Source organism: Pseudescherichia sp. AS216 (assembly GCF_037152055.1).
Classification (GTDB): domain Bacteria; phylum Pseudomonadota; class Gammaproteobacteria; order Enterobacterales; family Enterobacteriaceae; genus Pseudescherichia.
The window spans coordinates 550,640-574,694 of sequence record NZ_JBBCMV010000001.1 but is presented as its reverse complement, the minus strand read 5'-3'; the positions used below and the strand labels follow the sequence as shown (position 1 = coordinate 574,694).

Annotated in this window: 17 protein-coding genes; 5 read left to right on the top strand and 12 right to left on the bottom strand. The window is 56.1% G+C overall.

The genetic code is table 11. The features are described 5' to 3' along the window. Positions 1-40: 40 nt before the first annotated feature. Both serC and WFN61_RS02740 read right to left on the bottom strand, forming a co-directional pair. A complete protein-coding gene (gene serC, locus WFN61_RS02745; protein ID WP_144812977.1) occupies positions 41-1,129 on the bottom strand; it encodes a 3-phosphoserine/phosphohydroxythreonine transaminase in 1,089 nt (362 codons plus the stop codon). A gap of 161 nt (positions 1,130-1,290) precedes the next feature. Beyond that, positions 1,291-1,983: a DUF421 domain-containing protein gene (locus tag WFN61_RS02740; protein WP_144812981.1), complete on the bottom strand. Its 693-nt coding sequence runs from the start codon at positions 1,981-1,983 to the stop codon at positions 1,291-1,293. Between the two features lie 138 nt (positions 1,984-2,121). Here WFN61_RS02740 and ycaO point away from each other — a divergent pair, with 138 nt between their 5' ends. The 4 genes from ycaO (at position 2,122) to pflA (ending at position 8,405) form a co-directional block, all read left to right on the top strand. After that, positions 2,122-3,888: a 30S ribosomal protein S12 methylthiotransferase accessory factor YcaO gene (gene ycaO, locus WFN61_RS02735; protein WP_144812984.1), complete on the top strand. Its 1,767-nt coding sequence runs from the start codon at positions 2,122-2,124 to the stop codon at positions 3,886-3,888. Positions 3,889-4,286: 398 nt separating this feature from the next. Next, positions 4,287-5,144 (top strand): formate transporter FocA, encoded by an 858-nt coding sequence (gene focA, locus WFN61_RS02730; RefSeq protein WP_144812988.1) that lies wholly within the window; start codon positions 4,287-4,289, stop codon positions 5,142-5,144. 51 nt (positions 5,145-5,195) lie between these two features. Further along, positions 5,196-7,478 (top strand): formate C-acetyltransferase, encoded by a 2,283-nt coding sequence (gene pflB, locus WFN61_RS02725; protein WP_144812991.1) that lies wholly within the window; start codon positions 5,196-5,198, stop codon positions 7,476-7,478. A gap of 186 nt (positions 7,479-7,664) precedes the next feature. Then, positions 7,665-8,405: a pyruvate formate lyase 1-activating protein gene (pflA, locus tag WFN61_RS02720; protein ID WP_257757081.1), complete on the top strand. Its 741-nt coding sequence runs from the start codon at positions 7,665-7,667 to the stop codon at positions 8,403-8,405. Between the two features lie 34 nt (positions 8,406-8,439). Here pflA and WFN61_RS02715 read toward each other — a convergent pair whose 3' ends face one another. The 10 genes from WFN61_RS02715 to lrp form a co-directional block, all read right to left on the bottom strand. Further along, positions 8,440-8,895, bottom strand: a complete 456-nt coding sequence (locus WFN61_RS02715) for an anti-virulence regulator CigR family protein (protein ID WP_144812994.1) — start codon at positions 8,893-8,895, stop codon at positions 8,440-8,442. Positions 8,896-8,977: 82 nt separating this feature from the next. Beyond that, the gene (locus WFN61_RS02710; RefSeq protein ID WP_144812997.1) at positions 8,978-10,126 is read right to left on the bottom strand and encodes an MFS transporter; all 1,149 of its coding nucleotides are present in this window, start codon (positions 10,124-10,126) and stop codon (positions 8,978-8,980) included. A gap of 253 nt (positions 10,127-10,379) precedes the next feature. After that, positions 10,380-11,243, bottom strand: coding sequence for a dimethyl sulfoxide reductase anchor subunit family protein (locus tag WFN61_RS02705; RefSeq protein WP_337037509.1), 864 nt, complete (start codon positions 11,241-11,243; stop codon positions 10,380-10,382). 1 nt (position 11,244) lies between these two features. Then, positions 11,245-11,862, bottom strand: a complete 618-nt coding sequence (locus WFN61_RS02700; RefSeq protein WP_144813007.1) for a DMSO/selenate family reductase complex B subunit — start codon at positions 11,860-11,862, stop codon at positions 11,245-11,247. Between the two features lie 10 nt (positions 11,863-11,872). Beyond that, positions 11,873-14,311 (bottom strand): dimethylsulfoxide reductase subunit A, encoded by a 2,439-nt coding sequence (gene dmsA / locus WFN61_RS02695; protein ID WP_312234995.1) that lies wholly within the window; start codon positions 14,309-14,311, stop codon positions 11,873-11,875. 208 nt (positions 14,312-14,519) lie between these two features. Then, positions 14,520-15,812, bottom strand: coding sequence for a serine--tRNA ligase (serS, locus tag WFN61_RS02690; protein ID WP_144813013.1), 1,293 nt, complete (start codon positions 15,810-15,812; stop codon positions 14,520-14,522). A gap of 91 nt (positions 15,813-15,903) precedes the next feature. Further along, a complete protein-coding gene (locus tag WFN61_RS02685; RefSeq protein WP_144813016.1) occupies positions 15,904-17,247 on the bottom strand; it encodes a replication-associated recombination protein A in 1,344 nt (447 codons plus the stop codon). 8 nt (positions 17,248-17,255) lie between these two features. After that, a complete protein-coding gene (gene lolA, locus WFN61_RS02680) occupies positions 17,256-17,867 on the bottom strand; it encodes an outer membrane lipoprotein chaperone LolA (protein ID WP_144813020.1) in 612 nt (203 codons plus the stop codon). 140 nt (positions 17,868-18,007) lie between these two features. Next, positions 18,008-21,820 (bottom strand): DNA translocase FtsK, encoded by a 3,813-nt coding sequence (gene ftsK, locus WFN61_RS02675; RefSeq protein ID WP_337037505.1) that lies wholly within the window; start codon positions 21,818-21,820, stop codon positions 18,008-18,010. A 120-nt stretch (positions 21,821-21,940) separates the two neighbouring features. Beyond that, positions 21,941-22,435 carry a leucine-responsive transcriptional regulator Lrp gene (gene lrp / locus WFN61_RS02670; RefSeq protein WP_000228469.1) on the bottom strand — a complete coding sequence of 165 codons (495 nt, stop codon included), beginning with the start codon at positions 22,433-22,435 and terminating at the stop codon, positions 21,941-21,943. Positions 22,436-22,997: 562 nt separating this feature from the next. On the opposite strand from lrp, the gene trxB reads away from it, so the two are divergent. Continuing rightward, positions 22,998-23,966 (top strand): thioredoxin-disulfide reductase, encoded by a 969-nt coding sequence (trxB, locus tag WFN61_RS02665; RefSeq protein ID WP_312275095.1) that lies wholly within the window; start codon positions 22,998-23,000, stop codon positions 23,964-23,966. Positions 23,967-24,055 lie beyond the last annotated feature (89 nt).

Sequence of the window (24,055 nt, the reverse complement as noted above, 5' to 3'; positions counted from 1 at the left end):
AAAACCCCGCAGCAGGCGTGCGGGGGTGAAAAAAGCGCTATTAACCGTGGCGACGTTCGAAGTCGACCATGAAATCGGTCAGGGCTTTGACGCCCGCCAGCGGCATAGCGTTGTAGATAGAGGCACGCATTCCGCCGACGACGCGGTGGCCTTTCAGGGCATGCAGACCGGCGGCGAAGGACTCCTCCAGGAAGAGGTTGTCGAGCGTGCTGTCCGCCAGCTGGAATGGCACGTTCATGCGCGAACGGTTCGCGACCGCCACGTCGTTACGGTAGAAGTCGCTGCCGTCGATAACGCCGTAGAGCAGCTCAGCTTTCTGCTGGTTGATGGCATTCATGGCCGCGACGCCGCCGTTTTGCTTCAGCCACTTGAATACCAGGCCAGAGAGGTACCAGGCAAAGGTCGGTGGGGTGTTGAACATAGAGTCGTTTTCGTTCAGCACGCTGTAATCGAGAATTGACGGGCAGGATTTGTGGGCTTTACCCAACAGATCGTCGCGCACGATCACCAGCGTCAGGCCTGCCGGACCGATGTTTTTCTGCGCACCGGCGTAAATAACGCCGTAGCGGCTAACGTCAAGCGGCGCGGAAAGAATAGTCGAAGAGAGATCGGCAGTTACCACGACGTTATCGCCAAACTCAGGCTCTTCATGGATAGCGATGCCGTCGATGGTCTCGTTCGGGCAGTAGTGCAGGTAGGCCGCATCGTTAGAGAGCTGCCAGTCACGCATTGGCTTCACCGCGCGCAGTCCGTCAACGGTCGTTTTGGCATCAATCACGTTCGGCGTACAGTATTTATGCGCCTCTTTTACCGCGCTGGCGGCCCAGTAACCGGCATCAACGTAATCCGCCGTGGTTTTATCACCCAGCAGGTTCAATGGAATGCCCGCGAACTGACCGCGACCGCCACCGTGGCAGAACAGAACCTTATAGTTCTCAGGGATGCTTAACAGATCGCGAAAATCCTGCTCCGCCTCTTCTGCGCACTGGATAAATGGCTTACCGCGGTGGCTAATCTCCATGACCGACGTGCCAAGACCCTGCCAATCGCAGAGCTCCTGCTGAGCCTGTTTAAGCACCTCTGTCGGCAACATCGCCGGACCAGAACTAAAATTAAAGACCTGTGTCATTTCCTCTCACCACGCTGAAAGCAATAAGTTATTCCTGTGACATCGGTTGTACCATTGCACGTCACCCGCCGCAACGGGTATTCCGACGGCGGGAAGAAATGTGCGCTCAGTCACATAGCAGATTATTTTGTGCTGTTCTGCGACGGTGGCGAAAAACCCTGTCAGGTAATGCGAATTGCCCGGCTGGCCTTCGTCCATTCTGGACTTTTGCAGCGCGGACAGGGTTGTTTATCTCCTGCCTGCATCGCAATCACCTCGCTGCATTTTACGCAGGCGTAGTCGCCCGCCTCTGGCGCGACCATAAAGCGTGGTACCAGCCCCGCCGGCATCAGCGATAGCCCAGGGCGCACGTCCTCATCGCGATAGTAGTAGGTACTGATCTGCCCGTTGGTTTCCAGGATGGCCAGCCGAATCTGCCCCAGTTGCTCTACACCGCTCACCCGCAGCTCCATATAGAACTCGACCTCGGTCAGGTTAGCCGCTCTAAGCTTGTCCCACGCCAGCTCGCCCTCTTCAACAATAATAATCGGCTTACCTTCCAGCAGATCCTCAAGCCGTTCACTGTGAGCCATGAGCCACATGACAAGCCGGTAGAACAGCGCCAGCGAGATAAACACCACCAGCACCGGCAGCATCGGCACGTCGTCATAGAAGGCAACGTCCCCTGCCGCCGAGCCGAGGGTCAGAATGATCAATACCTCAAAGAGCGACATCTGGCGCACGCCGCGCCGTCCGGCAATCTTCAGGAACAGAAAAACGAGGATAAAGGTATAGAGACTTCGCAGCGCGACCTCACCTAAAAAGTCGAGCGGCGCCTTGTCCAGCATCATACGATGCAAATCGAATGCTTTCATTTTCTTTTGCCTAAACAGGACGTTAGTTTCTACAAGCATAGCTCGCGCTTTTATTTTCGTCCTCTGGCGCAGGAAGATAGCGCCGTTCACCTAAAACCCGTATCATTGCGCGCTTTCCGTACGAATAAAGTGACGCTCATGACGCAAACATTTATCCCCGGCAAAGATGCCGCTCTGGAAGACTCCATCGCCCGCTTCCAGCAGAAACTGCTCGATCTTGGCTTCGATATCGAAGAGGCCTCCTGGCTGAACCCGGTGCCAAACGTCTGGTCCGTGCATATCCGCGATAAAGCCTGCGCCCTCTGCTTTACCAACGGTAAAGGCGCAACCAAAAAAGCCGCGCTGGCCTCCGCCCTTGGCGAGTATTTCGAGCGTCTCTCTACTAACTACTTCTTTGCCGACTTCTGGCTGGGCGATGAGATCGCTAATGGCCCGTTTGTGCACTATCCGAACGAGAAGTGGTTCCCACTGCCGGAAGACGACTCGCTGCCGGAAGGTATTCTCGACGCCCGCCTGCGTGCGTTCTACGATCCGGAAGGCGAGCTGGCCGCCGGCATGCTGATTGACCTGCAGTCAGGCAACGAAGAACGCGGCATCTGCGGTCTGCCGTTTACCCGTCAGTCAGATCAGCAGACGGTCTATATTCCGATGAATATCGTCGGCAACCTGTACGTCTCTAACGGCATGTCCGCCGGTAACACCCGCAACGAAGCCCGCGTACAGGGTCTGTCGGAAGTGTTTGAGCGCCACATCAAGAACCGCATTATTGCGGAAAGCATCAGCCTGCCGGAGATCCCGCAGGAGGTGCTGGCTCGCTATCCAGGCGTGGTAGAGTCTATTGCTACCCTGGAAGCTGAAGGTTTCCCTATCTTTGCCTACGACGCCTCGCTGGGCGGCAAATACCCGGTGATCTGCGTGGTACTGTTTAACCCGGCTAACGGCACCTGCTTCGCCTCTTTCGGCGCACACCCGGACTTTGGCGTGGCGCTGGAGCGTACCGTAACCGAGCTGCTGCAGGGCCGTGGCCTGAAGGATCTCGACGTCTTCACCCCGCCGACCTTTGATGATGAAGAGGTCGCCGAGCATGCCAACCTGGAGACCCACTTTATCGACTCCAGCGGTCTGATCTCCTGGGATATGTTCAAGCAGGACGCCGACTATCCGTTCGTGGACTGGAGCTTCTCTGGCACCACCGAAGAGGAGTTCGCGACCCTGATGGCCATCTTCCGTGAGGAGGATAAAGAGGTCTACATCGCTGACTACGAGCATCTGAGCGTCTACGCCTGCCGTATTATCGTGCCGGGCATGTCCGACATCTATCCGGCAGAGGATCTCTGGCTGGCGAACAACAGCATGGGGAGCCACCTGCGCGAAACCATTCTTGCCCTGCCGGGCAGCGAGTGGGAGAAAGAGGCGTACCTCGATCTGATCGCCCAGCTGGACGACGAGGGTCACGATGACTTTACCCGCGTGCGTGAGCTGTTAGGCATTGCTACCGGGAAAGACAACGGCTGGTACACGCTGCGCATTGGCGAGCTGAAGGCGATGCTGGCGCTAGCGGGGGGCGATCTTGAGCAGGCCCTGATCTGGACCGAATGGACAATGGAGTTTAATGCCTCCGTCTTTTCCCCGGCGCGAGCAAACTACTACCGCTGCCTGCAGACCCTTCTGCTGCTGGCTCAGGAAGAAGAGCGCCAGCCGCTGCAGTACCTCAACGCCTTTGTCCGCATGTATGGCGCGGACGCGGTGGAAGCAGCCAGTGCAGCGATGAGCGGTGAAGCGCCGTTCTACGGTCTACAGGCGGCAGACGGTACGCTGGAAGCGTTCCCGGCTCACCGCTCCCTGCTGGCAGCCTACGAGAAGCTGCAGCGGGCGAAACAGGCTTTCTGGCCAAAAGAAGCGTAAATAACACCATAAGCTGTAGGCGTATTGCGACAGCCAGGCTATATTACGGGGCAATTTCATTGCCCCGTTTTTTATATATTTTTGCAAAGAATTATAAATGTAATAATTAGGTTACTCATAAGTAATATTCTTTATTGAAACTCAGGCGTATTGTTACTTTTTGGCAGAATTACTCCATTGTAATTAACGCGCCAGCGACGAGTCCAAAAAAAGATTCAAAACATTTTATAATTTTTAAACTTTATTTATTTTATAAAAATCAATTAGTTACGCATAAAAAAACCTAAAACCACAACATCAAAAGGCCTATAAGACGGGTGAGATATGATCCATATCAAGTTCTCTCCTATAATGCTTTGTTAGTATCTCATTGCCAACTTAATGAAGAGAGAGTTAGTGTGAAAGCTGACAACCCTTTTGATTTGATACTTCCCCCTGCGATGGCAAAAGTTGCCGAAGAGGCGGGTGTCTATAAAGCCACAAAGCGTCCGATGACGACGTTCTTCCTGGCGATTACCGCCGGGGTGTTCATCTCCATCGCCTTTGTTTTCTATATTACCTCCACCACCGGCACCGCCGCGATGCCGTACGGTGTTGCTAAACTGATTGGCGGTATCTGCTTCTCACTGGGCCTGATTTTGTGCGTTATCTGCGGTGCAGATCTCTTTACCTCGACGGTACTTATCGTGGTGGCAAAGGCCAGCGGCAAAATCACCTGGGGCCAGCTGGCTCGCAACTGGATCAACGTTTACGTTGGCAACCTGGTCGGCTGTCTGCTCTTTGTGCTGCTGATGTGGCTCTCGGGTGAGTACATGACCGCTAACGGCGGCTGGGGACTCAACGTCCTGCAAACCGCTGACCATAAAATGCACCATACTTTTATTGAAGCCGTCGCACTCGGCATCCTGGCAAACCTGATGGTCTGTCTGGCCGTATGGATGAGCTACTCAGGCCGCAGCCTGATGGACAAAGCCATGATTATGGTCCTGCCGGTTGCCATGTTTGTTGCCAGCGGCTTTGAGCACAGCATCGCAAACATGTTCCTGATCCCACTGGGTATCGTGATTCGTGATTTTGCTTCGCCGGAGTTCTGGACCGCAGTCGGTTCATCTCCAGCCAATTTTTCTCATCTGACCGTGATGAACTTCATCACTGATAATCTGATCCCCGTAACGATCGGGAACATTATCGGTGGGGGTTTACTGGTTGGGTTGACATACTGGGTCATTTACCTGCGTGGCGATAACCATCATTGATGGCTGTTCCAGGCAGTAAATAAAAAATCCACTTAAGAAGGTAGGTGTTACATGTCCGAGCTTAATGAAAAGTTAGCAACAGCATGGGAAGGTTTCGTTGAAGGTGACTGGCAGAAAGCGGTCAACGTCCGTGACTTTATCCAGAAAAACTACGCTCCTTACGAGGGCGACGAATCTTTCCTGGCCGGTGCCACTGAAGCTACCACCACGCTGTGGGACAAAGTAATGGAAGGCGTCAAACTGGAGAACCGCACCCATGCGCCAGTTGACTTCGACACCTCCGTTGCGTCCACCATCACCTCTCACGACGCCGGCTACATCAACAAGGCGCTGGAGAAAATTGTTGGTCTGCAAACTGAAGCGCCGCTGAAACGTGCGATTATCCCGTTCGGTGGTATCAAAATGGTTGAAGGTTCCTGCAAAGCGTACAACCGCGAGCTGGACCCAATGCTGAAAAAGATCTTCACTGAATATCGCAAGACCCACAACCAGGGCGTTTTTGATGTCTACACCAAAGACATCCTGAACTGCCGTAAGTCTGGCGTGCTGACCGGTCTGCCGGACGCCTACGGCCGTGGCCGTATCATCGGTGACTACCGTCGCGTTGCGCTGTACGGTATCGACTTCCTGATGAAAGACAAATACGCTCAGTTCCTCTCTCTGCAAGATAAACTGGAAAACGGCGAAGATCTGGAAGCGACTATCCGTCTGCGTGAAGAGATCTCCGAACAGTATCGCGCACTGGGCCAGATCAAAGAGATGGCAGCGAAATATGGCTGCGATATCTCCGGTCCGGCAACTACTGCTCAGGAAGCGGTTCAGTGGACCTACTTCGGCTACCTGGCCGCGGTGAAATCCCAGAACGGTGCAGCCATGTCCTTTGGCCGTGTCTCTACCTTCCTTGACGTTTACATCGAACGCGACCTGAAAGCCGGTAAAATCACCGAGCAGGACGCGCAGGAGATGATCGACCACCTGGTCATGAAACTGCGTATGGTTCGCTTCCTGCGTACCCCTGAGTACGATGAGCTGTTCTCCGGTGACCCGATCTGGGCAACCGAATCCATCGCCGGTATGGGCGTTGATGGCCGTACGCTGGTCACTAAAAACAGCTTCCGCTTCCTGAACACCCTGTACACCATGGGGCCGTCTCCGGAGCCGAACATCACCGTACTGTGGTCTGAAAAACTGCCGCTGGGCTTCAAAAAATACGCAGCGAAGGTCTCTATCGACACCTCTTCTCTGCAGTATGAAAACGATGACCTGATGCGTCCTGACTTCAACAACGACGATTACGCTATCGCTTGCTGCGTAAGCCCGATGGTTGTTGGTAAGCAAATGCAGTTCTTCGGCGCGCGTGCTAACCTGGCGAAAACTATGCTGTACGCGATCAACGGCGGCGTTGATGAAAAACTGAAAATGCAGGTGGGTCCGAAATCTGCACCGATCAAAGGCGATGTCCTGAACTTCGACGAAGTCATGGAGCGCATGGATCACTTCATGGACTGGCTGGCTAAGCAGTACGTGACTGCCCTGAACATCATCCACTACATGCACGACAAGTACAGCTACGAAGCTTCTCTGATGGCGCTGCACGACCGTGACGTTGTTCGCACCATGGCATGTGGTATCGCAGGTCTGTCCGTTGCGGCTGACTCCCTGTCCGCTATCAAATATGCGAAAGTTAAACCGATTCGTGACGAAGACGGTCTGGCGACTGACTTTGCAATCGAAGGTGAATACCCGCAGTTTGGTAACAACGATTCACGCGTTGATGACCTGGCGGTTGACCTGGTTGAACGTTTCATGAAGAAAATTCAGAAACTGACTACCTACCGCAACGCTATCCCGACCCAGTCCGTTCTGACCATCACCTCTAACGTCGTGTATGGTAAGAAAACCGGTAACACCCCGGACGGTCGTCGTGCTGGCGCGCCGTTTGGCCCAGGTGCTAACCCGATGCACGGTCGCGATCAGAAAGGTGCCGTTGCCTCTCTGACCTCCGTTGCTAAACTGCCGTTTGCCTACGCTAAAGATGGTATCTCTTATACCTTCTCTATCGTTCCGAACGCGCTGGGTAAAGACGATGAAGTGCGTAAAACCAACCTGGCAGGCCTGATGGATGGTTACTTCCATCACGAGTCTTCCATTGAAGGCGGTCAGCACCTCAACGTGAACGTCATGAACCGTGAAATGCTGCTTGATGCAATGGAGCACCCGGAAAAATATCCGCAGCTGACCATCCGTGTTTCCGGTTACGCGGTACGTTTTAACTCCCTGACCAAAGAACAGCAGCAGGACGTTATCACCCGTACCTTCACGCAAACCATGTAATGGTTGACTGAAAAAGCGTACAATAAAGGCTCCACAATCGTGGGGCCTTTTTAGTAAACGCGCCCTCTCCTTCGAGCCTGCTTTGCCAACTGTCCTGCTTACGGGCAGCTGGCAAAACAGACTTAAACATAGCGGAAAGCTGTGCAAATACAGGCCCGGGACGGGCCATATCCGGAGAACCTCGCAATGTCAGTTATCGGTCGCATTCACTCCTTTGAATCCTGTGGCACAGTTGATGGCCCGGGGATCCGCTTTATCACCTTCTTTCAGGGCTGCCTGATGCGCTGCCTCTACTGCCATAACCGTGATACATGGGACACCCATGGCGGCAAAGAGGTTACCGTTGACGAGCTGATGAAAGAGGTCGTGACCTATCGCCACTTTATGAACGCTTCCGGCGGCGGCGTAACGGCCTCCGGCGGTGAGGCTATCCTTCAGGCCGAGTTTGTGCGCGACTGGTTCCGCGCCTGCCATCAGGAAGGCATTCACACCTGTCTGGATACCAACGGCTTTGTTCGCCGCTACGATCCGGTGATCGACGAGCTACTGGAAGTCACCGACCTGGTGATGCTCGATCTCAAACAGATGAACGATGAGATCCACCAGAATCTGGTTGGCGTCTCTAACCACCGCACGCTGGAGTTCGCCCAGTATCTGTCGAAGAAGAACATTAAGGTCTGGATACGCTATGTGGTAGTGCCGGGCTGGTCAGACGATGACGACTCTGCGCATCGCCTGGGTGAGTTCACCCGCGATATGGGCAACGTTGAGAAGATTGAGCTGCTGCCCTATCACGAGCTGGGTAAGCACAAATGGGTCGCGATGGGCGAAGAGTACAAGCTTGATGGTATCCATCCACCGAAGAAAGAGACCATGGATCGCGTGAAAGGTATCCTGGAGCAGTACGGTCACAAGGTAATGTATTAATAAAAAGCCCGGTCTGAGCCGGGCTTTTTATTACCTATTTGAATACGCCGTTTATCACCGACGTGACGATGGCTGTGCTGAGAGCAATCAGGACCAAATCGTCACCGACGATGCGCCACTCGTGACCCGGGTAGGATGGCAACTGCCCAAGCATTGAAGCCGGAACGGCTTTTTTCGCAATCCCAGGCGGCAGCGGTTTGCCCCGCGCCAGGTTTTTAGCAATACCCGGCGGCAGTGATTGATAGCCTGTCAGGCCATAATCGAGCGCCAGGGCGCGAGCGCGGTCATAGCTCACATTCATAGAGAGAGTATCGCCGCCCTTATTACCCGACTGGTTGTGCTTTGCATGATCGTTATCTTGTTTGCTACCGTGATTACCCGAATTACCATGACCGTTGCCGTTACCGGGATTAGCCATGGCAGGTGCCGATGCAAAAGATAAAGATAACATTACCGCCAGTGCGGTAACGCTAAAACAGCGCTTTGACATAGTTTTTGCCTTTTCTCTATCAGACCCGGACAGGTTATCGTACGCCTCTCTCCGGCTCAATGGGGCAAGTCTCATTTCAGTATCAAGCGTGTGCCACAGGCGTCGGATGCTGGCCTGCTTTGCGCAGCAGCATCATCAGGTAGATAAATGACACGCTGGCGATCATCACAAACAGCAGGTTGTCAGAGTAGCTCTGCATCAGCATTGAGGTCAGGGTCGGCCCCAGCAGACTGCCGACGGTGTAGCTAAGCAGCAAAGCCTGGTTCATCGCCACCAGCTGGTGTGGCTCAACCTTCTCACAGGCCCACGCCATCGCCACCGGGTAGAGCGTAAAGCCTGCCGCGCCCAACACAAACAGCGCCGGTGCCATCGCGGCGTTGCCCAGCATCGCCAGACAGCCGACGATCACCACAAACACCTGCACGCGCAGAACCAGCAGGCGACCAAAGCGATCCGCCAGCTTGCCCACCGGCCACTGGCCGAAAATACCGGCGCTAATCAGCACCGCCATCCAGAAACCAATTCCGGCATCGCTCACCCCGTGATGGTTCAGCCACAGCGGCATCAGGCCATACAGCGAGCCAAGAATAATGCCGGAGATAACGCAGCCGTTGATGCCCAGACGCGCCTGACGCAGGCGCAGCATCGGCCACATCGATGTCGCCTCCTGATGCTCGCTATGTTCGTTCACAATGCGGGTGAAGAGCAGCGGCAGGATCGCAGCCAGGATCAGGCCGGTAACCCACGGCATAACCTGCATCAGCCCGGTTGGCAGCTTGCTTACCATCAGCTGGCCCAGCACCGTACCTACGTAGTAGATCATCATATAGGCAGCCAGCAGGCGACCCCGATTGCGGGAGGTGCCGCTGCACATCAGGCCGCTCTCAACCACTACCCAGATCATTGCACAGCCGACGCCAGCGACGAAGCGCCATACCATCCAGCTCCAGAAGCCCACCATCAGACCCATTCCCACGCAGCCCGTAGCAAAAATCAGCGAGGCGATGTAGTAGCTGCGGTTAAAACCGAAGCGTTTGATCAGGCGACCGCAGAGCAGCGTGCCCACCAGGTTACCGGTAAAAAAGGCGGAGCCAACCATACCTACCTGCCACGTCGGCAAGTTTTCATGGGCGAGCCAAAGCGGCACGAGCGTGTTTAGCGTCGCGATCGACAGGGTCAACAACAACAGGCCACAGAGCAACAATAGCACCGGGCGGGTATAGATAGGCATGGATATAAACCGTGAGGAAGTTCTGATTTCGAGCGCATCATGCCACCGGCAAAAACATTGTCAATCGGCCTGGATAGCCGCAGCAGGCCCTTTTGCGACGATCGATTTGAAATACTGATTATCAGAAATGAAACGCAGCGGGATAAAATCATTAATCACATGATTATATTATAAATAACGAAATATCCCGGGCCTGCGTTTAGTAGAAAAATTTCATGGTTGAAGACGCCTCTTTTTTGCGGCTTCCTTATCTTTAACCCGCAACCGCCATTCCTACAGTCATGTGCAGACCATAAAATACGCCGCGACCAATCAGCTCCCCGGCCAGCAGCAGTATAAATGCCACCGAGAGCAGCGGCACCGCGGGGACTTTTCCAGCCATCTGAGGTACGATCCAGCAGCAGAGAGCCGCCGCCAGCACCACGGTACGCCAGGCCATCAGCGAGCCGTAGTCAGGTACCAGGGCAGACGCCTGCTGCACCGCACTATGGATCGTCGCCAGCTCTGCGCCCTGCATAATCGACACGATTGCGCTTGCGATTAAGGCCAGCACGGAAACCACAGGCAGCAGGCGCATCGCCCAGCCATCGATCGCGGCAATACGCAAAAGCAGATAGCCCAGCAACGGTCCTCCCATCAGCAGGGTCAGGAAGAAGCTCAGCGGTGTCCAGATGCCGTACCAGGTCGGCACCGTATCGATGCTGTTATAGACACGCACCATCATCCAGACAAAAACGATGCCCAGAAGGACAGTGACCACCAGCCAGAGCGTGCGTAACCCTGGTTTCAACCTTTTCAGCACTGCCAGCAGCCAGCCGATCCCACCGACCGCAAAAAAGATCGAACCGGTGGCGATTTCGTTGCTTAAGGGAGACGCACCTACCCGGTTAAGGGAGTTAAAGGCGCGCAGCGGCGAACCAAGGTGGAGCACCGAGGCGATGAAACCCACGCCCATCAGCACCCACAGCCACAGCATACCGGTAGTAACCCGCTGCTGCGCCTCGGGGGTAAGCCCTCCCTTCAGCAGGGCAAATGCCAGAACGATAAAACCGCCCACCACGCACTGCCCAAAGACCGTAAAGATCATCAACGGCCACTCATGCCATCCGCTTCCCATCTCACACCTCCTCCGGGTTCGCCAGATAGCCCGTGGTGTCCCCGATCGGGCGGCAGTTGGCGTTGGGTTTAATAACGATGTTGGGTTTCGTGAAGTGTGCGCCCGGCAGAGGGGCAACGGCGGCCAGTTCACCGTGCTGCTTACGCAGCGTCTCGATAGGGCCGAAATCGAGCGCGCGCAGCGGGCAGGACTCAACGCAGATCGGTTTTTTCCCCTCAGCCACCCGGTCGTGACAGCCATCGCATTTGGTCATATGCCCCTTACTGGCATTGTACTGCGGTGCGCCGTAGGGACAGGCCATATGGCAGTAACGGCAGCCGATGCAGACCTCTTCGTTGACGACGACAAAACCATCTTCTCGTTTGTGCATCGCCCCGGTCGGACATACCTTGGTACAGGCGGGATCTTCGCAGTGGTTGCATGCGATAGAGAGATAGTAGGCGAAGACATTCTGTTGCCAGACGCCGTTATCCTCTTGCCAGCTGCCGCCCGCGTACTCATAGATGCGGCGGAAGCTGACCTCCGGGGTTAAATCTTTATAGTCTTTACAGGCCAGTTCGCAGGTTTTGCATCCGGTGCAGCGGCTTGTATCAATAAAAAATCCATACTGGATTGCCATCAGTCACTCCTTAAACCTTTTCGACCTGAACGAGATTGGTATGGGACGGATTCCCCTTCGCCAGCGGAGAGGGGCGTTGGGTAGTCAGCACGTTAATGCATCCGCCGCGATCTACCCCCTGGCCATCCGGGTCGTACCAGGCTCCCTCACCTAAGGCAACAACGCCGGGCATCATGCGTGGCGTCACCTTCGCCTCAATATGCACCTCGCCACGACCGTTAAAGATGCGCACCTTGTCTCCGTTGCTAATTTGTCGTTTTTGCGCATCGATGGGGTTGATCCACATCTCCTGGCGGCAGGCGGCCTTCAACACATCAACGTCGCCGTAGGTTGAGTGAACGCGGGATTTATAGTGAAAGCCGGTGAGCTGGAGCGGATATTTTTTTATTAGAGGATCGTCATAGCTTTCAAACCCTGGCGTAAAGATGGGCAGCGGATCGAGAACGTCGCCTTCCAGCAGATCCCATGTCGCCGCTATCTCTGCTAAGGCCTCAGAGTAGATCTCAATTTTACCGGAGGGGGTAGCGAGCGGATTGGCCTGCGGATCTTCGCGAAACGCCCGGTAGGCGACGTGATGCCCGTCAGGATCGCGTTTTTTAAAGATCCCCTGCTGGCGAAACGCCTCGAAGGTGGGCAGCTCAGGTATAGCTTTTCGCGACGCTTCATAGAGGTAACGCAGCCACCCCTCCTGAGTGCGCCCCTCGGTAAACTGTTGTTCCACGCCCATCCGTTTTGCCAGCTGCGAGGTCATCTCATAGATTGTCTTGCAGTCAAAGCGCGGCTTGATCGCCTGCTCGGTGAAGATGACGTAGGCCATGTTGCCGCAGGAGGCATCCAGCGCGAAGTCCATCTGCTCCGATGCAGTACAGTCCGGCAGCAAAATATCGGCATATTTTGCTGAAGAGGTCATATGGCAGTCGATAACAACGATCATCTCGCACTTTTTATCATCCTGTAGGATCTGATGGGTGCGGTTAATGTCTGAATGCTGGTTAACCAGGCAGTTACCTGCATAGTTCCAGATCATTTTGATCGGCACATCGAGCTTGTCCTTTCCACGAACCCCGTCGCGCAGAGCAGTCATTTCCGGACCGCGCTCTATGGCATCCGTCCACATGAACATGGAGATACTTGTCGCGACCGGGTTCTCCAGGGTCGGCATACGCTCAAAGGGGAGCTCATAGGAGCCTTCACGCGCGCCGCTGTTGCCGCCGTGGATGCCCACATTGCCGGTGAGAATGGCCAGCATCGAGATAGCCCGGGTCGTTATTTCACCATTAGCACGACGCTGCGGCCCCCAGCCCTGACTAATGTAGGCGGGTTTAGCGCTGGCAATTTCACGGGCTAGCTTGATGATACGATCGGCGGGAATACCGGTGATCGGCGCGGCCCACGCTGGCGTTTTCGCGATCCCGTCCCTCCCCTGGCCGAGAATATAGGCTTTATAGTGACCGTTTTTTGGCGCGCTGGCGGGAAGGGTTGTTTCATCGTAGCCGATGCAGTACCGATCGAGAAAAGGTTGATCGATCAGATTTTCAGTGATCAATACCCACGCCAGGCCGTTGACTAGCGCGGCATCCGTGCCCGGCTTAATAGGGATCCACTCATCCTCACGTCCTGCGCCCGTATCGGTATAGCGTGGATCGATGATGATCATTCGTGCGTTTGACTTCTCGCGGGCCTGCTCAAGATAGTAGGTTACGCCGCCGCCGCTCATCCGCGTTTCGCCTGGATTATTGCCAAACAGCACCACCAGCTTGCTGTTCTCAATATCTGACGGGCTATTGCCATCGGCCCAGCCGCCGTAGGTGTAGTTCAGGCCCGCCGCAATTTGCGCCGAGGAGTAGTCCCCGTAGTGATTCAGGTAGCCGCCACAGCAGTTCATCAGGCGTGCAATCAGAGTTTTTCCCGGTGGCCACGAGCGCGTCATGGTCCCACCGAGGGTGCCGGTGCCGTAGTTCAGGTAGATAGATTCATTGCCGTAATCTTTAATAAGGCGTTTCATATTGTCGGCGACGATGTCGAAGGCTTCATCCCAGCTAATGCGTTCGAACTTACCCTCGCCGCGCAGGCCAACGCGCTTCATCGGGTACTTCAGGCGATCCGGGTTATAGACGCGGCGGCGCATAGAGCGACCGCGCAGGCAAGCACGAACCTGGTGCAATCCTTCATAGTTGTCGTCACCGGTATTATCGGTCTCAACATATTTGATCACGCCGTCGACAACGTGCATACGCAATGGGCATCGGCTGCCGCAGTTGACGGTACAGGCGCTCCAGATAATTTTTTCATTACTCGGACTGAGTCTTTCAGCGGCATTCGCTATACGGGTGAAAGGAGCGGTGAAGGTAGTGCTGGCAAGCGCCAGGCCGCCTAATGCCGTGGTTTTGACTAAACTGCGCCGGCTTACCTCTGCTGCCAGTACTGCATCGGAGATCTTCTTTTTCATAGGGACTCACTTTGCTGCCTGTAGTAAAAAAAAGAAAAGTGCCGTTATGTAGTTTTTTATAGAGAAAATTTTGGTGATGCCAGTAATAAGCTCTGACCTTCATATGAAGGCAGTATTACCCCGAAAGAGGTATGAATTGTTGCTTGATGTCAAAAATGCATAAAAAAAGCGCCCGTAGGCGCTTTTTTAGGAGGGAGTGTGACTTGAGTTAACCGATGTACTCCAGACCTTTCATGTACGGACGCAGCACCGCTGGGATCTCGATGCGGCCATCAGCCTGCTGGTAGTTCTCCAGCACAGCGACCAGCGTACGCCCTACTGCCAGACCAGAGCCGTTCAGGGTATGCACCAGACGGGTTTTCTTGTCGGCTTTGCTACGGCAGCGAGCCTGCATGCGGCGCGCCTGGAAATCCCACATGTTAGAGCAGGAGGAGATTTCACGGTAGGTATCCTGCGCCGGCAGCCACACTTCCAGATCGTAGGTTTTGCGCGAGCCGAAGCTCATGTCGCCGCTGCACAGCAGCACTTTACGGTACGGCAGGCCTAACAGCTGCAGCACCTTCTCAGCGTGGCCAGTCATCTCTTCCAGCGCGTCCATGGACTCTTCCGGACGCACGATCTGCACCATCTCAACTTTATCAAACTGGTGCATACGGATCAGGCCGCGAGTATCGCGTCCGTAGGAGCCCGCTTCTGAGCGGAAGCACGGCGTATGGGCCGTCATCTTCAGCGGCAGCGCCTCTTCTTCAAGGATCTCATCACGTACGAGGTTGGTCAGCGGCACTTCTGCCGTTGGGATCAGCGAATAGTTGCTGCTCTCCGCCTCTTCGTCCAGAGGACGGGTATGGAAGAGATCGCCACCAAATTTAGGCAGCTGGCCGGTACCGTACAGCGTGTCCTGGTTAACCAGGTACGGCACGTAGTTCTCGATATAGCCGTGCTGTTCGGTATGCAGATCGATCATGAACTGACTCAGGGCGCGGTGCAGGCGGGCAATCTGCCCCTGCATTACCACAAAGCGGGAGCCGGTCAGCTTAACCGCCGCGGCAAAGTCGAGGCCTTTAGCCATCTCGCCCAGCGTGACGTGATCGCGTACTTCAAAATCAAACTTACGTGGCTCACCCCAGCGGCTCACTTCCACGTTTTCACTGTCGTCTTTACCGAGCGGCACACAGTCGTCCGGCAGGTTCGGCAGGGTCAGCGCGATGTCACGGATCTCCGCCAGCAGCGTCTCAAGCTCGGCTTTAGCGGCATCCAGCTCTTCGCCCAGCTTGTTCACTTCCAGACGTAACGGCTCAATGTCTTCCCCACGCGCTTTCGCCTGGCCAATGGATTTCGATCGCGAGTTACGTTCCGCCTGCAGGTTTTCCGTATCGACCTGCAAAACTTTACGACGCTCTTCAAGAGCGCGCAGTTTATCTACATCCAGCTTAAAGCCCCGGCGTGCCAGTTTTTCTGCGACTGCGTCTGGCTCGGTACGCAGCAGATTGGGATCGAGCATGCTTATCCTGTGCTTATCGAATTGATATTAGAGGGAGTGGCCGCAGACGCAGCCACAAGAATTCACAAGTAACCTTACCGCAACGCCTCAATTAGCGATAGCGTTTTGTGGGGCTTTTATTGTCCTGATCGGCCAGCCAGGCGAGCTTTTCGCCAATCTTGCCCTCAAGACCTCTGCTGGTGGGATGATAATAGCGCGTTTGTGCTATTTCGGACGGGAAGTACTCTTCGCCAGCGGCATAGGCGTTGGGCTCGTCATGGGCATAGCGATACTGCTGGCCGTAGCCCATCTCTTTCATCAGCTTGGTTGGTGCATTGCGTAGATGGTCGGGTACGTCATAGTCCGGCTTGTCGCGGGCATCGGCCATTGCCGCTTTAAAGGCGGTATAGACGGCGTTGCTTTTTGGCGCGCAGGCAAGGTAGACAATCGCCTGAGCGATGGCGCGTTCCCCTTCTGCTGGCCCGACGCGGGTAAAGCAGTCCCAGGCCGAAAGCGCAACCTGCATTGCACGGGGATCGGCGTTGCCGACATCCTCCGAGGCGATCGCCAGGCAGCGGCGCGCGACGTAGAGCGGGTCGCCCCCGGCGGTAATAATGCGGGCATACCAGTAGAGGGCCGCATCCGGCGCGCTGCCGCGGACGGATTTGTGCAAGGCCGAAATGAGATCGTAGAAGCGATCGCCTTTATTATCGAAGCGCGCGCTGCGCTCCCCGGCAATCTCGGTGAGCAGCTCAGGCTTCAGCACCCGCTTGCCGCTCTCGTCGACCTCGGCCATGTCAGCCATCATCTCCAGCGTATTCAGAGCGCGCCGGGCATCACCGTTGACCAGTTGGGCGATGGCCAGCCGGGTTTCGTCCGGCAGGACGATATTCTGCCCGCCGTAGCCGCGCGTTTTGTCGCTGATGGCCTGATCCAGCACCTGCTCGATATCCTCAACGGAGAGAGATTTCAGCAGATAGACGCGGGCGCGGGAGAGCAGCGCTGAGTTAAGCTCGAACGAGGGGTTTTCGGTAGTGGCGCCGATAAAGGTAATAGTGCCATCTTCAATGTGCGGCAGAAAGGCATCCTGCTGGCTTTTGTTGAAGCGATGGACCTCGTCCACAAACAGAATGGTGCGACGACCGGCATTGCGGCGCTGGCGTGCACGTTCGATGGCTTCGCGGATCTCTTTCACGCCAGAGGTGACCGCCGAGATGCGCTCAACGTCAGCGTTGGCATAGTGGGCAATGACCTCAGCAAGGGTCGTCTTGCCGGTGCCGGGCGGCCCCCAGAGGATCATCGAGTGCAGCTGCCCGGCCTCGATAGCACGCGGCAGCGGCTTACCGGGCGCCAGCAGATGCTGCTGCCCGATGTACTGCGCTAAGTTTTCTGGCCGCATACGGGCGGCCAGAGGTTGAAACGCGTTGTCTGAAAAATCGAGCGACAGGTTGCTCACTCAGGCCTCTACTTGCGTTGATCGTCCACCGTTACGCCCTGCGGCGGGGTAAAGGTAAATTTAGAGGGATCCACAGCGCCATTCTGCTGAGACTGCAGCTGATACAGGCTGCGCTGATCGTCCTGCTCAACGGCGCTGAACTGGTTAATGGTGCCGTTCTGGCTCACGTTAATGGTGAACTGCTTCAGGTTACCATTCTTGCTTTTCGGCGTGAGCACGAAGTCGTTACCGGTTTGCTTGATGTTGTACTGCTGCCAGTCGCTGGTCTGGTTACGGGCAATCAGCATAAACGGCGTGTTGCTGGTTGCCGAGTTGAGGTTGGTCGCCGTCGCCTGCTCAACGAACGGGTTGTAGAACCACAGGGTTTTGCCGTCGGAGACCAGGATGCTTTCATCCGGCTGTGTCATATGCCAGTTAAACAGATTCGGGCGCTTAACCCATAAATCCCCCTGACCTTCCTGCACTGCCGCGCCGCTGCCGTCGGTCACTTTTTGTGTGAAGCTGGCATGGAAGCTGCTCACCTTATCGAGGCGGCTTTTCAGATCGCTGGCGGCGTCAGCCCAGACGCTGCTTGCCACCAGGGAAGAGAGTAATGCACAGGTCATTGCGATTTTTTTCATTGTTATTCCTTTTGCTACGTCTGCTACGTCACTCCCGATCCGGGAGAACCTCTGACACTCATTGCAGGCTAAACCGGCAAAGAGTGAAAGAGGAAAAAGCTGATTTTTGACGAATTTACCCAAATTTGCACTCTAAAGCGCTACTCAAACGGCGGTGGTGCAAGCACCTCACGGTTACCGTTGTGGCCCGCCTCGCTGACAATACCCTGGGCTTCCATCTGCTCGATGATACGCGCCGCGCGGTTATAGCCGATGCGGAACTGACGCTGAACACCAGAGATTGAGGCTTTACGCTTCTCGGTGACAAAGTTGACCGCCTGGTCGAACAGCGGATCCAGCTCTTCACCGGAATCCAGCCCACCTCCGCCGCTTTCGCTTTCGCTGTCAGAGGTGATCCCCTCGACATACTGCGGACGACCGCGCGCTTTCCAGTCCTGCACCACGGCATGAACCTCTTCGTCACGAACAAAGGCACCGTGCACGCGCACCGGCGCTGAGGAGGAGTTAGGCCCGGAGTAGAGCATATCCCCCATGCCCAGCAGCGACTCCGCGCCGCCCTGATCGAGAATGGTTCGGGAGTCAATTTTGCTGGATACGGTAAAGGCGATACGCGTCGGGATGTTGGCCTTGATAAGGCCGGTGATCACATCCACCGAAGGACGCTGAGTAGCCAGTACCAGGTGAATACCGGCAGCACGCGCCTTCTGTGCCAGACGCGCGATCAGCTCTTCAACTTTTTTACCTACCGTCATCATCAGATCGGCAAATTCGTCCACCAGCACAACGATGTACGGCAGCTTCTCCAGAACCGGATGGGTGGCGTCCATGCTATCGCCCGGCTTCCAGTACGGATCCGGGATCGGGCGACCCATGCGTGCGGCTTCCGCGATCTTCTCGTTGTAGCCTGCAAGGTTACGCACGCCGAGCGCAGACATCAGCTTGTAGCGACGCTCCATCTCGTTGACGCTCCAGCGCAAGGCGTTGGCGGCGTCCTTCATGTCGGTTACCACTTCGGTCAACAGGTGAGGAATACCCTCATAGACCGACAGCTCCAGCATTTTCGGGTCGATCATGATGAACTTCACCTCTTCCGGCGAAGCTTTGTAGAGCATGCTGAGGATCATGGCGTTGACCCCCACCGATTTACCCGAGCCAGTGGTCCCCGCGACCAGCAGGTGCGGCATTTTTGCCAGGTCGGCAATAACCGGATCGCCGGCGATATCTTTCCCCAGCACCACGGTCAGCGGCGACGGGCTCTCGCGGAACTTAACGCAGTCCAGCACCTCACGCAGATAGACGGTCTGACGTTTTTTATTCGGCAGCTCCAGGCCCACGTAAGGCTTACCGGGGATCACTTCCACCACGCGGACGGCCACCGTTGACAGGGAACGAGCCAGATCGCGGGAAAGGTTAGAGATACGGGCCGCTTTCACGCCTGGCGCAAGGTTAAGCTCGAAGCGGGTGATCACCGGACCCGGGGAATAGTTCACCACGTCAGCCTTGATGCGAAAATCGTTCAGGCGAGCCTCTACCAGGCGCGCCATCTGCTCCAGAGCAAAGGTATCTACCGGTTCCACTTCCGACGGCGGCTGGGTCAGGAGATCCAGCGACGGCAGCGGCGTCGTTGGGCGCTGGGCTGGACGGCTGTCGCCGTTACGCATCAGCAGCGGATGGATCAGGCTATCCTGTGGAGCCGACTGCGGCGCGACAGGCGCGGCGGTCGGCTGCTGCGCGGGCTGATACTGCTGCTGTGGCTGTACCGGCGCAGGCGCGACAGGTTGCTGGTAGTGCGGCTGTGGCTGCTGTACCGGCGCGGTTGCAACAGGCTGCTGATACTGCTGCTGCACAGGAGCCGACGGCTGAACAGGCTCTTCCGGCGGCAGCGTAAAGAGCGGCTCGCTCGGGCCATCGTCTACCAGCACTTTCATTGGCGAAAACTCAAAGTCGGCCAGCGAGAACGGATTTGCCGACGGCGGCTGCTCAGATGAATAGCGCTGCTGCTGCGAGGCAGCGAACTGGCGGGCCAGCTCCGCTTCGGCGGCATCGTCTTCTTCATCCTGCCATGCATTATCATGTACTGGGTCGGCGTGCACTTCGTGCTGGTACTCTTCCCCATAGCGTGAATGCTGGGACGCGGCAAACTGGCGCGCCAGTTCGTCCTGATGCAGCGTATCCGCCTCGTCATCGCCAAACGGCTCAGGCTGCTGAAGCTCGGCTTCACGCGCGGCGCGCTCCTCAGCGATACGCTGTGAAGGAAGCTTGATACCGTAAGAGGCCAGCTCGCGGCGGGTCGGCACGCGTACACGGTTCGGACGCGGCAGCTGCGGACCAATACCCTCTTTAACCTGCGGACGCGGCGCACCACCGTCGGCCAGGCCGAACGCGGGTGCCGTAGCGGCGGACGCGGCAACGGCAGTGACTGCGGCTGCTGCCTGTTTAACATCGGGCATGGCTGGCGCAAAGGTCGGCTCTGCAACCGGCGGCGGCGTCACAGGCGCGGCGGGTGACGGAACAAACGGCTCTGGCGCAGCGGGTTCGGGAACCGGCTGGTACCAGGCAGCAAGCTGCTCACGTTCGCGGGCACGTCGCTCCTCAACCTCTTCAAAATAGTAGAGTGGCGGACGGGTATGCTTAACCTCTTCCTCTGGATCTGGCTCTGGCTCTGCCACAGCAGGCTCCGGCATCGGTGCGGGCGCAGCGGCGACAGGCTCTTGCTGCCAGACGGGCTCAGGAGACCAGACCGGCTCCGGCGCAACGCTGGCGACGTGCATCTCGGGGGGATTCTGCGCCTGCATTGGCGGAACATAGTGTTGCTGCGGCTCTGCAGCGGCAGGCTGCCACTGTGTTTCAGGTGCATGCTCAGAGAAGGTCGCTGCGGCCGGGACAGGCGGCGTCTGTGTAACCGGTGGTGTAGGCATAACCGGCTGCGATGGCGCAACGTGCGCCTGGGCATCGGCGGTTGCCAGCGCGGCGGCGGCAAGCGGCTCTGCTATGCTCGGGCCATTCAGCAGCGGATCGTACTCGTCATACTGCTCGCTCTGGGTGGCCCGGTGGCCGGAGAAGAGCACGTCGTTAGGATCGGCGGCGACGCCACGGGCGCTGTACTGCACCTCTTCCTCATCATCCATGCGCCTGCCCGAGAAGAGCGCTGCATCGGTTTTACGGCCGAGCGGATTAGCAAACTTCTCTGCTACACGCTTACGGCGGGCGAGAACGCCACGCATAATGCGGGTACGGCGAGACTCGCGCCGTTGTGCAGCAGGCTCGTCGTACTCCTGTTCGTCGTCATACTCTTCGTCATCATACTCTTCGTCATTGACCCAGGTATCATCCCGGCGAGTACGGTTGCTGGCAAACGTGAGAATATTGAGCAGCACGCTGCCGATCTTCTCGGCGATGCTGACCCACGACCAGCCGGTAAACAGCGTCAGCCCGGCAGCCCAGACGCAGAGCAGCGCGATCGTGCCTCCGCTGCTGTGCAGCAGCGGCATCATGGTAGTGCTCAGCAGGCTGCCAATCACCCCGCCGGAGGCAAAGTACCAGATATCATCGGCGTTGATGGCGGCCAGCCCGCAGGAGGTCAGGATCAGCGCCAAAACGCCAATCAAACGCAGCGAGACGGCGAAGTAGTCGATATAGTCTTCATTGGCGCGGTGCCGCCAGGCAAACCAGCAGCCGCCGACGATCATCACCGGGATGGTGTAGGCCATTACGCCAAAGATGAAAAATAGCGTATCGGCAAGCCACGCGCCCGGCGCGCCACCCAAATTATGGATAGGCTCGTGCCATGCGGTTTGTGACCAGCTGGGATCGGAAGGGTTGAAGCTGAGCAGTGCGGCCATCAGCCAGACTGCAAACAGGGCGACAAGTATCAGTAACGCCTCAAGGAGCCGGCGTCCGCTGCTTAACTTGGTTAATGTGACTTCTTTGTCTTCAGTATATTCCTGGCTCAAGAAAGGCTCTCCAGGTCCTTGATGCTAAAACGGAGAACAGTGTCAGGTTGCCCTGACACTGCTGCTGTATGGATTACCAGGAGTGTAATCAAACTGCGTCGATTTTGCACCTGTTCCGTGTTAGCGGGTTTTAATCACCAGACGATTGCTCTGTTTGACCTCTTCCATTACCACGTAGGTACGCGTGTCGTTGACGCCCGGCAGACGCAGCAGGGTTTCACCCAGCAGTTTGCGGTAGGCCGACATATCCGGCACGCGGGTTTTCAACAGGTAGTCGAAATCACCGGAAACCAGATGACACTCTTGAATTTCTTCAAGTTTTTGCACTGCGGCGTTAAATTGCTCAAACACATCCGGTGCGCCGCGATTCAGAGTAATCTCAACAAATACCAGAAGTGATGCATCCAGATAATGCGGGTTCAGCAGCGCGGTATAGCCCTGAATGAAACCCTGTCTTTCCAGTCGGCGCACGCGCTCAAGGCACGGCGTCGGAGAAAGTCCCACTCGCTTTGAAAGCTCGACGTTGGAGATCCGTCCATCCTTCTGCAATTCATTCAGAATGTTACGATCGATGCGGTCGAGATCTTTGCCAGGGCGCTTTTTGCTATCTACCATTATTATTGTCTCTCTGTATTCCTTCCCTACTCCTGTCTTGACCCTGTGCACTTCACTGTTCAGAGTCTTTGCCCGTCGCTATACGTTCCGCATTATCATTATTTGCGCGGAACATAACGGGGCCTGCATTAAGAAGACGGTTGCCAGCCGCAGCCAGTAAGATTGCACAGAGTGTCTGTCCACGCCCTGTACTATTTCACTGGCCCTGTTAGGGGCATCTTTATGCGTGATATTGTCCCACGCGCGAAACGCTGCTCTTGTCTTCTTCGAATGTTTTCGCAAATGCGCAGCGGATTGTCAAAGTAAAACATCGTTTTTTAGTACAACATGCCAGATATTCATCATCGACCCTCCCTAAACCTCATGTAATCTTCTTATAACACTACCAATTTCAGTAGATTTTGTTATAGCCACAGAGAGTAAAAGGGTCTACGCCATTGGCCGCGCCTATTACACATATCGTTAACAAAACCGTCATGCTCTTTTTTTAACGCCGTAAATTCCCTACAATCCTGCTCATTGTCTGCCAACAGCAGTCTCTGCCACCAACAATGGGGATCTCATGGGCACAGCTAAACATTCTAAGCTGCTTATTCTTGGTTCTGGACCTGCCGGCTATACCGCTGCGGTCTATGCCGCACGCGCTAACCTTCAGCCGGTACTGATTACCGGTATGGAAAAAGGCGGCCAGCTGACTACCACTACCGAAGTGGAAAACTGGCCGGGCGACCCGCACGATCTGACGGGGCCGCTGCTGATGGAGCGTATGCACGAGCACGCTGCGAAGTTTGAGACCGAAATTCTGTTTGACCACATCAGCAAGGTCGATCTGCAGAACCGTCCGTTCCGCCTGACCGGCGATAGCGGCGAGTACACCTGCGATGCGCTGATCGTGGCGACCGGCGCGTCTGCCCGCTACCTGGGCCTGCCTTCTGAAGAGGCATTCAAAGGCCGCGGCGTCTCTGCCTGCGCCACCTGCGACGGTTTCTTCTACCGTAACCAGAAAGTCGCGGTTATTGGCGGCGGCAACACGGCGGTTGAGGAAGCCCTCTACCTGGCGAACATCGCCTCTGAGGTGCACCTGATCCACCGTCGCGACACCTTCCGCGCAGAGAAGATCCTCATCAAACGTCTGATGGACAAAGTAGCAAGCGGTAACATCGTGCTGCATACCCATCGTACTCTGGAAGAGGTCACCGGCGACCCGATGGGCGTTAGCGGCCTGCGCCTGCGTGATACGCAGAATGCCGACAACGTAGAGTCGTTAGAGGTTGCAGGCCTGTTTGTGGCCATCGGCCACAGCCCGAACACGGCAATTTTTGAGGGTCAGCTAGAGCTGGAAAACGGCTACATCAAGGTACAGTCCGGTATTCATGGCAATGCCACCCAGACCAGCATCCCAGGCGTGTTTGCTGCGGGTGACGTTATGGATCACATCTACCGTCAGGCGATCACCTCTGCGGGCACCGGCTGCATGGCCGCGCTTGATGCAGAGCGCTATCTCGACGGACTGGCTGAACTGTCTAAATAATCTTTACAAGTCAGTAACAAAGGTAAAAAAGGCGACTATAAGTCGCCTTTATTTTTATCCCGTTGTAACATTGCGCAGCACAAAAATCT

Excerpts from the sequence above, each read along its gene's own strand:
- serC (WP_144812977.1), bottom strand. The coding sequence starts at position 1,129 with ATGACACAGGTCTTTAATTTTAGTTCTGGTCCGGCGATGTTGCCGACA.
- WFN61_RS02740 (WP_144812981.1), bottom strand. The coding sequence starts at position 1,983 with ATGAAAGCATTCGATTTGCATCGTATGATGCTGGACAAGGCGCCGCTC.
- ycaO (WP_144812984.1), top strand. The coding sequence starts at position 2,122 with ATGACGCAAACATTTATCCCCGGCAAAGATGCCGCTCTGGAAGACTCC.
- pflB (WP_144812991.1), top strand. The coding sequence starts at position 5,196 with ATGTCCGAGCTTAATGAAAAGTTAGCAACAGCATGGGAAGGTTTCGTT.
- pflA (WP_257757081.1), top strand. The coding sequence starts at position 7,665 with ATGTCAGTTATCGGTCGCATTCACTCCTTTGAATCCTGTGGCACAGTT.
- WFN61_RS02715 (WP_144812994.1), bottom strand. The coding sequence starts at position 8,895 with ATGTCAAAGCGCTGTTTTAGCGTTACCGCACTGGCGGTAATGTTATCT.
- WFN61_RS02710 (WP_144812997.1), bottom strand. The coding sequence starts at position 10,126 with ATGCCTATCTATACCCGCCCGGTGCTATTGTTGCTCTGTGGCCTGTTG.
- WFN61_RS02705 (WP_337037509.1), bottom strand. The coding sequence starts at position 11,243 with ATGGGAAGCGGATGGCATGAGTGGCCGTTGATGATCTTTACGGTCTTT.
- WFN61_RS02700 (WP_144813007.1), bottom strand. The coding sequence starts at position 11,862 with ATGGCAATCCAGTATGGATTTTTTATTGATACAAGCCGCTGCACCGGA.
- dmsA (WP_312234995.1), bottom strand. The coding sequence starts at position 14,311 with ATGAAAAAGAAGATCTCCGATGCAGTACTGGCAGCAGAGGTAAGCCGG.
- serS (WP_144813013.1), bottom strand. The coding sequence starts at position 15,812 with ATGCTCGATCCCAATCTGCTGCGTACCGAGCCAGACGCAGTCGCAGAA.
- lolA (WP_144813020.1), bottom strand. The coding sequence starts at position 17,867 with ATGAAAAAAATCGCAATGACCTGTGCATTACTCTCTTCCCTGGTGGCA.
- lrp (WP_000228469.1), bottom strand. The coding sequence starts at position 22,435 with ATGGTAGATAGCAAAAAGCGCCCTGGCAAAGATCTCGACCGCATCGAT.
- trxB (WP_312275095.1), top strand. The coding sequence starts at position 22,998 with ATGGGCACAGCTAAACATTCTAAGCTGCTTATTCTTGGTTCTGGACCT.